Source organism: Bradyrhizobium sp. SZCCHNR1051 (assembly GCF_032489615.1).
Classification (GTDB): Bacteria; Pseudomonadota; Alphaproteobacteria; order Rhizobiales; family Xanthobacteraceae; genus Bradyrhizobium.
On sequence record NZ_JAUEYJ010000002.1, the window covers coordinates 366,302 to 377,814 of the forward strand.

At 65.1% G+C, this 11,513-nt stretch carries 9 protein-coding genes and 1 pseudogene; 4 read left to right on the forward strand and 6 right to left on the reverse strand.

What is annotated here, in order from left to right:
- The first annotated feature begins 96 nt into the window (after positions 1 to 96).
- Positions 97 to 4,914 carry a DUF3320 domain-containing protein gene (locus tag QW868_RS03670; RefSeq protein WP_316229939.1) on the forward strand — a complete coding sequence of 1,606 codons (4,818 nt, stop codon included), beginning with the start codon at positions 97 to 99 and terminating at the stop codon, positions 4,912 to 4,914.
- A 175-nt stretch (positions 4,915 to 5,089) separates the two neighbouring features.
- Positions 5,090 to 6,274 (forward strand): cytochrome P450, encoded by a 1,185-nt coding sequence (locus QW868_RS03675; RefSeq protein WP_316229940.1) that lies wholly within the window; start codon positions 5,090 to 5,092, stop codon positions 6,272 to 6,274.
- A gap of 82 nt (positions 6,275 to 6,356) precedes the next feature.
- On the opposite strand, the gene QW868_RS03680 is transcribed toward QW868_RS03675, so the two are convergent.
- From QW868_RS03680 to QW868_RS03700, 5 genes are all read right to left on the reverse strand, one after another.
- Positions 6,357 to 7,496: a sensor histidine kinase gene (locus QW868_RS03680; RefSeq protein WP_316229941.1), complete on the reverse strand. Its 1,140-nt coding sequence runs from the start codon at positions 7,494 to 7,496 to the stop codon at positions 6,357 to 6,359.
- Positions 7,497 to 7,662: 166 nt separating this feature from the next.
- Positions 7,663 to 8,349, reverse strand: coding sequence for a Crp/Fnr family transcriptional regulator (locus QW868_RS03685; RefSeq protein WP_315779352.1), 687 nt, complete (start codon positions 8,347 to 8,349; stop codon positions 7,663 to 7,665).
- 307 nt (positions 8,350 to 8,656) lie between these two features.
- A complete protein-coding gene (locus QW868_RS03690) occupies positions 8,657 to 8,872 on the reverse strand; it encodes a hypothetical protein (RefSeq protein WP_316229942.1) in 216 nt (71 codons plus the stop codon).
- 14 nt (positions 8,873 to 8,886) lie between these two features.
- Positions 8,887 to 9,135, reverse strand: a complete 249-nt coding sequence (locus tag QW868_RS03695) for a hypothetical protein (RefSeq protein ID WP_316229943.1) — start codon at positions 9,133 to 9,135, stop codon at positions 8,887 to 8,889.
- Between the two features lie 50 nt (positions 9,136 to 9,185).
- Positions 9,186 to 9,521, reverse strand: coding sequence for an HPF/RaiA family ribosome-associated protein (locus tag QW868_RS03700; protein WP_316229944.1), 336 nt, complete (start codon positions 9,519 to 9,521; stop codon positions 9,186 to 9,188).
- A gap of 368 nt (positions 9,522 to 9,889) precedes the next feature.
- Between QW868_RS03700 and QW868_RS03705 the strand changes: the two genes are divergently transcribed.
- Both QW868_RS03705 and QW868_RS03710 read left to right on the forward strand, forming a co-directional pair.
- Positions 9,890 to 10,096: a hypothetical protein gene (locus QW868_RS03705; RefSeq protein ID WP_315736291.1), complete on the forward strand. Its 207-nt coding sequence runs from the start codon at positions 9,890 to 9,892 to the stop codon at positions 10,094 to 10,096.
- A gap of 60 nt (positions 10,097 to 10,156) precedes the next feature.
- A pseudogene (locus QW868_RS03710) lies at positions 10,157 to 10,635 on the forward strand (cytochrome P450); the annotation flags it as partial.
- Between the two features lie 192 nt (positions 10,636 to 10,827).
- On the opposite strand, the gene QW868_RS03715 reads toward QW868_RS03710, so the two are convergent.
- On the reverse strand, positions 10,828 to 11,513 hold a 686-nt coding region (locus QW868_RS03715), incomplete at its 5' end, for an IS3 family transposase (RefSeq protein ID WP_316229945.1).

An 11,513-nucleotide genomic window follows, 5' to 3' on the forward strand; every position in this document is an offset into this window, starting at 1 on the left:
CCGCATACGAGTTTCATCTCCCTCTCATGGGGAGATGAAATTCTCCGAGGAGATTAAGCATTGCTCAATGAGCACGATCTCCATCGTGCCGAACGCTTGACCGAGATGACTTCGGGTTGCAATCCTCGAATCGCAGGAGGATTGCACGTGGCAACCACATCCGTAAGAGACCGATTGCTGGCGGACCGGCGCGCGCTGCTCGATCTGGGCACGCGCAACCGGCTCGTGCACATCCCGCTCAAGACCAAGACCATCCGCACCATCGACATCGTCGGCGCGCGCTCTGCTGCGCTCTTCGAGCTTCTCGGCGAAGGCAAACGCTTCACGTTCCTTCCGACGAAGGCAGAGACTGCGGACACGGACGGCACCCTGCCCTTGAGCGAGCCGGCGCCGCGATCCGACACGCCGACCACCAAGGGGGACCAGGGAGGTGATGATTCGGAGTCGCAGACGCGGCAGCCGGACACCCGGCTCAAGACCCGGCTGTCATCGGAGGCGCTGCAGAAGCGCCTGCTGGATATCTGGTACGACGCACGAACGCTCGAGGAAGAACAGGGCGTCAATATCCTTTATCTCGCCTTCGGGCTGCTGAAATGGTTCGAGGACGACAAATCCGACGTCGAGCGCTTCGCGCCGCTCGTCCTGCTGCCCGTTCGCCTCGAACGCAGCAGCGCCGCTGATCGGTTTCACCTGGTCTCGCGCGCTGAGCCGCCGTCGCCGAACCTCTCGCTCCAGGCCAAGCTCGACGCCGAGTTCGGACTCAAGATCGAGGATTTTGGCGACGAGGACGACGTCGACATCGCGACCTATCTCGCCGGCGTCGCGGAGACGGTCGCCAACAAGCAGAGGTGGGAGGTCAGGGCGGACGCGATCGTCCTCGGCTTCTTCTCGTTCTCCAAGTTCCTGATGTATCGCGATCTGGACCCTGACAACTGGCCCGCAGATGGCAGCCTTGATCGTCATCCCCTGATCTCAGCGCTGCTTCAGGACGGCTTCGAGGGCGCGGAGCCGATCGTGGCCGACGACGGCAAGATCGATTCCGTCATCCAGCCAGTGGCGATGAACCATGTCGTCGACGCGGATTCATCGCAGGCCGTGGTGATCGAGGAAGTGGTCCGTGGACGCGACCTCGTCGTCAAGGGACCGCCTGGGACCGGCAAATCGCAGACCATCACCAACATCATCGCGTCGGCGGCAGCCGAGGGGAAAACGGTGCTGTTCGTGGCCGAGAAGATGGCGGCGCTCGAGGTCGTGCACCGGCGGCTGAAGCATGTCGGTCTCGGCGCGCTCGCGCTGGAGCTGCACTCCAACAAGGCCAACAAGCGCGTTCTGCTCGAAGAGCTGAAACGCTGCAAATCGGCTGAGGTCCCGGTCCCGCGCGGCGAAGCCACGCTGGTGCAGCGCCTGAGCGACAGCCGTGATGGCCTCAACCGGCATGCGGACATGATGCACCAGCCGCACCAGCCGAGCGAGCTGACGCCATTCAGGCTGCTCGGTCACCTCGTGCGCTGCGGGGACATCTCCGCGCAGCCGCCCTACCCGTTGCAGGGCGCGCCCTCCTGGTCTCCCCTGGATCTGGAGCGGCGGCGTGAGCTGATCGCCGAGCTCGCCGAACGGATTGCGGCCGACGGCGCGCCGCACCTGCATCCCTGGCGCGGTGTCGGCCGCGACGCGCTGGATCCGGCCGAGATGACAGAGCTGCGAAAATCACTCGACGACATTTCGAACGTTGTCGGCAGCGTATCCACAGGCGCGGCCCGCCTCGGCACGCTGCTCGATCTCCCGCCACCGGCCACCTTGGCCGATGCCGTGGGGATACTCGCCTTTGCGGAGGCCGCGGCCGCGATGCCGGAGTGCGATCGGACTGCCTTCCGCGAGGTCGTCTGGAGCCAGGCCGGACTCATCACGGACATCGTCGACAAGGGACTGCGCTACGCGAAATTGAGGACGGCCTTCGAGAGCGCCTTCGTCGAGGCCGCCTGGGATGCACCGATCGCCGATTGCCGCAAGGTCATCGCCGAGAAGGGCCGCTCCTGGCTGCGCCTGCTCAGCCCGCGTTATCGCCAACAGGTGGCGCTGCTGGCCTCGTACCTGAAGGTGCCGATGCCGAAAACGCTCGAGCAGCGGCTTCTGCTGATCGACGGCCTGATCGCGGCGCAAGCCGCTCGCCGGTCCTTCGAGGAGGTCGAAGCCGCCGGCAGCACCGCCTTCGGGACCGCGTGGCAGAAGGAACGGTCGGATTGGGATGCGCTTTCCAAATTGGCGACCTGGTGGACTGCATTCCCCAAACCGTTTGCAAGCGATGAAACGCGCCAGCGGCTGACGCAGCTTAAGCTGTCGGCCGATGATCGGCGATCGATCGAACAGCTCAACCACAGCCTCGCAAGTCTGATGTCCGGCCTCCGCGGGCTGATCGACTCTCTCCAGTTGGAGCCCGCCCGCATCCCACTCGACGCCGGCGACCAGATCCGGCTGGACGAGCTGTCGCAGACTTTGTCGGAGTGGCAGAACGCGACCGAGCGCCTCACCCGCTGGATCGCGTTCATGGGCCGGGTCCGCCTTGCGCGCGCGCAAGGTCTCGCCGCGCTGGTCGATCGCGCGCTCGACGGCTCCTTGCCGGGCGAAGCGCTCGAAGCCGCTTTCGACCGATCCTATTACGACGCCATGCGCAGCGTGATCTTCGCTGACCATCCTGAACTGAAACGTTTCGACGGCGAATCGCACGATCGGCTGGTCGACGGCTTCCGCAAGCTCGACGTCGCACGGATGCAACTGGCCCGCGATCAGATCGCCCACGAGCATGCCGCGGCGCTGCCGCGCAACGCCGGTGGCATCGGGCCGCTCGGCGTGCTGAACGGCGAGCTTGCCAAGAAGCGCAACCATCTGCCGATCCGTCAACTCCTGGAGCGCGCCGGCCCGGTCGTCCAGCAGATCAAGCCGATCTTCCTGATGAGTCCGCTGTCGGTGGCGCAGTTCCTGAAGCCCGGCGCGATCGCTTTCGATCTGCTGGTCGTCGACGAGGCCTCGCAGATCGAGCCGGTCGATGCGCTCGGCGCCGTCGCGCGCTGCCGGCAGATGGTGGTGGTCGGCGACGAGCGGCAACTGCCGCCGACGCGCTTCTTCGCGAAGCTGACAGGCAATGATGACGAGGACAACGACGACGAGGATCAGCCGACATTCCAGGTCAAGGATGCGGAAAGCATTCTCGACCTCTGCCTTGCCAAGGGCCTCTCGCATCGGATGCTGAACTGGCACTATCGCAGCAAGCATCAGTCGCTGATCGCCGTGTCCAACAAGCAGTTCTACGACAACCGGTTGTTCATCGTGCCGAGCCCGTACGACGCCGTCGCGGGAATGGGGTTGAAGTTCAACTACAACCCCGATGCACACTACGAACGTGGAAGCAGCCGGACCAACCCCAGGGAAGCGCGGCTCGTCGCCGAGGCCGTCATGCGCCATGCGCGCGAGACGCCGGACCGAAGCCTTGGCGTCGCGACCTTCTCGGTGGCGCAGCGCCAGGCGATTCAGGATCAGCTCGAAATCTTGCGTAAAGAGAACCCGGAAACGGAGACGTTCTTCGTCCGCGGTGCCAGCGAGCCGTTCTTCGTGAAGAACCTCGAGAACATCCAGGGCGACGAACGCGACGTCATCTTCATCTCCATAGGCTATGGGAGAACGAAGGAAGGCTTCGTCTCGATGAGCTTCGGTCCCCTCAACTCCGACGGAGGCGAGCGCCGGCTGAACGTGCTGATCTCGCGCGCCAAGCTCCGTTGCGAGGTCTTCTCCTCGATCACCGGCGACGACATCGACCTGTCGCGCGCCAAGGGCCGCGGCATCGCGGCGCTGAAGACGTTCCTGACCTTCGCGCAGACGGGGCAGCTCGGCATCGCGCAGGAGACCGGGCGCGATCCCGACTCGGTGTTCGAGGAGCAGGTCGCCGACAGGCTCCGGGCGCTTGGTCACGACGTGAAGACCCAGATCGGCACCGCCGGATTCTTCGTCGATCTCGCTATCGTCGACCCCGACAAGCCCGGCCGCTTCCTGCTGGGGATCGAATGCGACGGCGCCCAGTACCATGCGTCTCGTTCGGCGCGGGACCGCGACCGCCTGCGACAGAACGTGCTGGAAGCGCATGGCTGGGTGCTGCATCGCATCTGGTCGACGGACTGGTTTCTCCGACCCAAGGAGGAAACCGAGAAGGTCCTCCGCGCGATCGACGCTGCGAAGGCGCATTGGCGGGACATCGACCAAGGGACTGCTCGAGCTGAACCCGAGCCTCCGGCAAACCCCGATGTGCCGGCGCCGGAGCAGACCGAGCGCCCTCTGGAGATCCTCGCGCAGGCACCAACGGTGGCCTCCTATGAAGAGGCGAAGCTGCGCGTCCGTCGGGAGATCGAGCCGCACGAGACGCCGCTCGCCGACATGACGCGGCACGTCGTCGAGATCGTCGCCATCGAAGGGCCGGTGCATGAATCGGAAATCATCGTCCGGATCAGATCGGCCTGGGGCCTTGCCCGCGCCGGCAATCGCATCCGCGATGCCGTGCGAACGGCGCTGAGATCGGCAGTCGCGAAGGGACAGATCGCTGGAGGTCCGTTCTACGCCGTGCCCGGCCAGGCGATCGTCGTTCGAAGCCGCGAGGACGTGCAATCGCAGTCTTTGCGCAAGCCCGAGATGCTGCCGCCGGAGGAGATCAAGGCGGCCATCGTGCAGGTCGTGGAGCAAAACTACGGCGCCGAGGAAGACCAGTTGATCCAGGCGGTCGCCCGGCTGTTCGGCTTCGGTTCGACCAGCGCCCAGTTGCGCGAGGCGTTGCAAGGCAGCCTCAAGGATCTTCTCGCCGCAGGAAACCTGCGCCGCGAGGGAGAGCTGCTGATCAAGCCGCAGGAGGTCTCGCCGGCTGCGCAGGACTGACCGGCTGAATTGGTGCTAGGAACTCACAGCCCGAACGCCGCTTGCCAGCCGCCGAAATCGGCGATCCGGCCGCGCCCCTCCCGGCCAATGCATCGGACCAGGATTGCACGGGTCCGTCCCGGCCACTATCCTTGAGGCGAGACACGCGCTGGCCCGCATCCAATAGGAGCGCCCCATGCCGACCGCGACCCTGGCTCCCCTGGACGAGACCATCACGATCGCGGAGCTGACGCGCGATCCCTATCCGATCTACCAGCGCCTGAGACGCGAAGCCCCCGTGTTGCGGGTCAAATCCGTGGGCCGCACGTTCCTCACCAAAGCGGCTGATACCAAATATGTGAAGGACAATGCGGCGCTGTTCTCGTCCAACGATCCGAACACGCCGATGAAGCGCGCCTTCCTCGCGCATACCTTGATGCGCAAGGATCACGACGAGCACCGGACCGAGCGCATGGCGATGATGCCCGCCTTGATGCCGAAGACGATCGAAGCCGTCTGGGAGCCGCTCTACACCAAATTCGCCGCTGAATATCTCGACCGCCTGCCGCGCGGCGAGGTCGTCGACCTATTCCCCGCCCTCGCCGGCCCGCTGGCCGCGCGCATTCTCGCTGAAGTGATGGGCATTCCCGACGCCGGCGATGCCGACATGCAGCGCTGGTCGCAGGCCCTGATCGACGGCGCCGGCAATTTCGGCTGGACTCCGGGGCCGTTCGACGCGTCTGATATCGCCAACGCGGAGATGGACCGCTGCATCCGCGCCAACATGGAGCGCGTGCGCGCCGAGCCGGATTCGTCGGCGCTCTCCTTCATGGTGAACGCGAAGAACCCGATTCCGGACAGCCAGATCATCGCCAACATCAAGATCGCGATCGGCGGCGGCATCAACGAGCCGCGCGACGCCCTGCTGACGATCCTCTATGGCCTGCTGACCAATCCGGAGCAGCTTGCCGCCGTGCGCGAACAGGACAAATGGCGCTCCGCCTTCGAGGAAGGCGTGCGCTGGGTGGCGCCGATCCAGGCGAGCTCACGTCTCGTGATGGAAGACACCGAGATTCGCGGCTGCCTGATCCCGAAGGGCGACACCGTGATGACGATCCAGGCCTCCGCCAACCGCGACGAGGACCTGTTCGACGATGGCGAGACCTACAACGCGCTGCGCGACCCCAATCCCCACCAGGCCTTCGGCAACGGCCCGCATCATTGCGCCGGCGCCCACCTCTCCCGCCGCACCGTCGGCGCCATCCTGCTGCCGATGCTGTTCGAGCGCTTCCCCGACATGACGCTGCCCGATCCCGCGAGCGTGCGCTGGCACGGCTTCGGCTTCCGCGGCCCGCTCAATCTGCCGGTTCGGCTGCAGTAGGACCGGCCCGCGGGGCCTGCGGATGGAGCGGCGTCGCGCGAGGAGACGAGTTCGGGCGATGCTGGACTGATCGGCGACGACGTCACGATCGGCTGACGGTCCGCGATCCGGCCGTGGATCCTGCCCTGGATTCGGCCCTGGATCGGATCGCGGGAGCGGACGGCACGCTTGCTCCGGTCAAGTCGTCGCATGTCGCCACGGCGGCGTGACGCACCGAGACGGTCGTGCCGGGCCGGCCGGCCACGGTCGTGACCTCGGCACCGAGCTGCTTCGCCAGGGCCATGATGATGCCGGTGCCGAGGCCCCCCTTCGGCCGGCCGTTCACCTGCAATTTCCCCGTTCCATTGTCCGAGACGGACAGGGTCCAGCCGGCTCCGGAGGACTCGTAGATCACGGTGATCAGCCCATTCGCGGTGTCCTCGGGAAAGGCATGCTTGAGGGAGTTGATGACGAGCTCGGTGACGATCAGCCCGAGACTTTCAGCTTCGCTCGTCGTCGCCTGACCGTCACCGCGGGTTTCGATCCTGGTCCGCTGCTGGTCGGCGATCATCGATTGCGAGATCGCCTGGCAGAGCCTCGCGAAATGCGGTCCGAGCGCGATCACGCCGCTGCGCGCGGAGGTGTGGAGACTCTGCTGGATGTTCGCGAACGAGATGACCCGATCGCGGGCGTCGTCCAGGTGGCGTCGCGCCTCCTCGGAGCCGACGGACCGTGCCTTCAACGAGATGATGCTGGCGATGATCGCCAGGCTGTTGCCGACCCGGTGCTGAAACTCCTCGAGCAGCATGTCCTTCTGACGCAGCAGCTCCTCGTTCCGGCGCGCCATCGCGCGCTCGCTGGTGACGTCCTCGAGGCCGAGCAGGATGGTCGTATGGGACCCGACCGTGTAGGACACCTGCCGGGCGTTCAGCCGCATCGCCCGGGGGCCGACGGCGGGAAAAACGTGCTCCACCTCGAAATCATGCAGCGCGCCGGTGTTGGAGAAGATCTGGCCCAGCCACGACTTCAGCGCCGGAATATTCCAGGCGCCGTCATCCAGCTCATAGAAGAGTTGTCCCAGCACATCCTCGGGCGCCGCGGAGAAGGTGAGATAGAACGAACGGCTGGCGGCAATCACGCGGAGATCGTGGTCGAGGACGAGCAGCGGCTCCCGGACTGTGTCCACAATGGCTTCGGCAAGTGCGCACGCGTCAGACGCGTCGGAAAACTGCTGCTTGAACATGTGGTCCCCTCCCTACGCAACACTTCACCCCGTCACGAACGCTTCGCGCGTCCCGCCTTCAAGCGGCGAAACGAAACGCGGAGCCCGGCGGCGAGTTATGGGCAGCTAGCGATGCGGACAGAACCGTCTGTGCAAGACAGACCACCCGCGCGCTGCACACCCGCAGCTAGTTCTGCTGCTCCGCCTGCAGGTTGTCGTTCAGGACGGCTTGCAGCAGCGCCGGATAGACGACGATCTCGCCGTCATATTCGATCAGGCCCGCCCTTCTGAACTTGTTCATGAAATGACTGACGCGCGACCGCGTCGTGCCGATCATTTCGGCCAGCGTTTCCTGGCTGATTCTTGGAATGACCGGCAGCGGCGTTTCGTCACGGCCGTAATTGGCCATCGTCAGAAGCAGCCGCGCCAGCCGCTTTTCGCTGCTATGGAAGAGCTGGTCGATCAGGTCCGCTTCGAACCGGTCGATCCGCGCCAGCAGAAACGCGATGAACATCTCCGCAAGCTCAGGGTAGAGGCGAAGCGCTGCGATCATCGTCTTCTTGGCGATGGCGGTGACCACGCAATCCTGCAGCGCGAATGCCGAGCCGGTATGCACCGCCTGCCGCGTCAGACAGCCTTCGCCAAGAAACTGCCCGGCATCGACGATGCCGATGACCGCTTCCTTGCCGACGTCGTTGACGACGGACAGCTTGATCTTTCCCTGTTGGAGAAAGAACAGGGCGTCGGCCGGATCACCCTGGGCGAACACGCTTCCCCCCTTGGGAACCTTCAGGACCTTCTGGCCCGGGCAAACCTTGTCGAGAAAGGCCTTCGGATCAAATCTGGCGAGGTTCGAACTCGGCACAGCCCCCATCCCGCTCGATGGACATGTTGTTGATGGACATGCCGAACTTTACGGTGGAAACCTCCTCTCGCTTTGCGCTAGATCAATCTGCTTATCATCCTCCGATTGAGCTTTCGGCGAGGCCGGGGCGCCGCGAGCGCCCTTCTGCAATCGATGCGAGACCTTCCATGCGATGTCGCCACTCACATGATGGAGGATGCTCACGGCGGAGCCGCCTCGAACGAGAGACCGACATGCACCAGACCCCGCGCGTTCGATCATGTCCTCAGCGCGAGCCGGCCGAGCGAATGAGGCCTCATCGCATCCTCGCGGTCGATCATCCGTGGTGATCGACCACCTGTTTGGGTTGCACGGACCAGGCCGCGGGCGCGTCGTCACGATCGGCTGCGGCCGCGGCCGCCGTCGCCTGCACCTTGCCGGGCGTGTGATGCGCCGGCGCATGGATCGCATAGACCTGCATCGGCGTCGGGCCGATGTTGGTGATGTTGTGCCAGGTCCCGGCCGGAACGAGCACGCGCCAGCCGTTCGACACCGTCTGGTCGAATGTCAGCCTGTCCTTCGCGGGCCCATCTGCACCCGGCCGCGGCCGGCATCGAGCCGCAGGAACTGATCGGTTTCCGGATGCGCCTCCAGGCCGATGTCGCCGCCGACCGGAATCGACATCAGCGTCACCTGCAGATAGCGTCCGCTCCAGGCGACCGACCGATAATTGGCATTGTCCCGGGTCGCCCGCTCGATGTCGAACGCCTGCGGCTGCGGCCCGATGTCGGTGATCTCATCAGCAAGCACATCCATCACGGATCTCCCAACCGGCGGCCTTGCCGGCAAACCGTCCCGCCACGGGTCTAGCGATGATCCCGAAGCTGATCGGACACCGCCTCCTTGCCGAAGGCGTGGTCGAGCGCGCGCTCCAGCTTGTGGACCGCGCCACGCACGGCCTGCTCCATGAAGCTGTCCTGATGTACCGCGACGATCGGCTCGCCGCCGTCACGGTGCACCTCGATCTTGCAGCTCTTGTCGTCGTGACTGGGCTTGTGGCTCACCGCGTCGCTGAGCTGCACGTCGATCCGCCGGACCTGATCCTCATAGCGATGGAGCACCGCATGAAGCGACGCCTTCACGTCCTGCGACAACTGCTCACCGCCCTCGACGTTTCCATCGACCCTGACGTCGATCAACATCCGTGTCTCCCATCAGGTGAAGCGTCAAACGTCGCAGGATGGAATTCGCGATCATGATCGGCTCCCCGGCATGGTCGTCATCCAAGCTTCGACGTCGCCGCACGGCACGCGACGCCATGACGCGTCGTTCGCGGGCGGCGGCCACGACTGGACGCCCCGTGATACAGCGGGTCTGAAGCGCCGCCTGATCCGCCTCGGGGCCTTTCGGGCGGGGCGAAGCGGCTGTTCAAGCGCGTCTCCCAATGTCTCCCGCGACCAGACTGCCAGAGGCGAACGCGAGCGGCTGATCAATATTGCTCAGTCAACCCCGGAGAATCAGGCGCAACCTGCGGCGACCCAACTTTCGAGTTTGCACCGGAGATGGGATGATGGATTGTCCGATCACATTTCGCTGCCCCCAGACCGGGTCCGAGGTCGATGCCATCCTGCACCAGCCGAAGGACGACTGTCGGTTCGAGACCGTGACCTTCGAGACCGTGAGCTGCCCGGCCTGCACGAGATTTCACTTCATCCACGCCATGACCGGCGCACTCATTCCTCCGACCCTGTTGGGCCCGGCGAACTGGACGCCTTAGCCGCGGGCTCGAAAGGCGAATATCGCGTCTCGCACATTCCTGTGCAGAGGCCGTTGCCGCGGCATCAACGAGCCGCGCGACGCTCTGCTGACGATCCTCTACGGCCTGCTGACCAACCCGGAGCAGCTCACCGCCGTGCGCGCGCAGGACAAATGGCGCTCCGCCTTCGAGGAAGGCGTGCGCTGGGTGGCGCCGATCCAGGCAAGCTCACGCCTGGTGATGGAGGACACCGAGATCCGCGGCTGCCTGATCCCGAAGGGCGACACCGTGATGACCATCCAGGCATCCGCCAACCGCGACGAGGAGCTGTTCACCGACGGCGAGACCTACAACGCCCTGCGCGACCCCACCCCCCACAGGCCTTCGGCAACGGCCCCCACCACTGCGCCGGCGCCCACCTCTCCCGCCGCACCGTCGGCGCCATCCTGCTGCTGCTGTTTGAGAGGTTTCCGGGGATGGAGCTGGTCGATGCGGCGAGCGTGCGATGGCACGGGTTCGGGTTTCGGGGGCCGCTGGGTTTGGCGGTAAGGTTGTGGTAGGATTGGGTGTGTCGCACCACGCGAAAGGTATTATTTGCACTGTCCTCTTGACGTCGCGGGTCAGACCCACCGCCCTTCTGGAACAAGATCAGCATCAAGTCCTAGCCGGAGGACGAAATTGGGACGCCAGGGAATGACTGCACTTCTTAGCTCAACGAGCCCGTGGTGCCAAACCGACCTTGCCCCCAAGTTTTATCCAGACCTGAGTTCGTTCGGGCGGTTTGATGTGCCCATCCGGGCGGTCGTAGCGGCGGGAGCTGGCGCGGAGCTCTCGGCATAGCGCAGCGCCAGATCCCGACGCGGATTGCAGGTGGCGGCGAACTCGGATGGCGTCTTCCATCCGAGCTGGGAGTGCGGCCGAGCGTCGTTATAGTCGGTCCGCCAGCATCGGAGCGCGACGCGGGCCTGGGCGAGCGAGGTGAACAGGGTCTCGTTCAACAGTTCATCCCGCAGGCGGCCGTTGAAGCTCTCGATGAAGGCGTTCTGCATGGGTTTGCCCGGCGCGATGTAGTGCCAGGCGACACGGCTCTGATCGGTCCATGTCAGGATGGCATTGCTCGTGAGCTCGCTGCCGTTGTCGCTCACCACCATCTTGGGCTTGCCGCGCTCGGCGACCAGCCGGTCCAATTCCCGAGCGACCCGGGCGCCCGAGAGTGAAGTGTCGGGCACCAGCGCCAGGCACTCGCGGGTGCAGTCGTCGACCACGGTCAGGATGCGGAAGCGCCGGCCATCGGTCATCTGATCCGACACGAAGTCGAGCGACCAGCGATCATTCGGGAGCAGCGGCACCGTCATCGGAGTTCGTGTGCCGAGGGCCCGCTTGCGGCCACCTCTGCGGCGCACCGTGAGCCGTTCCTCCCGGTACAGCCGGAACAGCT

Excerpts from the sequence above, each read along its gene's own strand:
- QW868_RS03675 (WP_316229940.1), top strand. The coding sequence starts at position 5,090 with ATGCCGACCGCGACCCTGGCTCCCCTGGACGAGACCATCACGATCGCG.
- QW868_RS03680 (WP_316229941.1), bottom strand. The coding sequence starts at position 7,496 with ATGTTCAAGCAGCAGTTTTCCGACGCGTCTGACGCGTGCGCACTTGCC.
- QW868_RS03685 (WP_315779352.1), bottom strand. The coding sequence starts at position 8,349 with ATGGGGGCTGTGCCGAGTTCGAACCTCGCCAGATTTGATCCGAAGGCC.
- QW868_RS03695 (WP_316229943.1), bottom strand. The coding sequence starts at position 9,135 with ATGGATGTGCTTGCTGATGAGATCACCGACATCGGGCCGCAGCCGCAG.
- QW868_RS03700 (WP_316229944.1), bottom strand. The coding sequence starts at position 9,521 with ATGTTGATCGACGTCAGGGTCGATGGAAACGTCGAGGGCGGTGAGCAG.
- QW868_RS03705 (WP_315736291.1), top strand. The coding sequence starts at position 9,890 with ATGGATTGTCCGATCACATTTCGCTGCCCCCAGACCGGGTCCGAGGTC.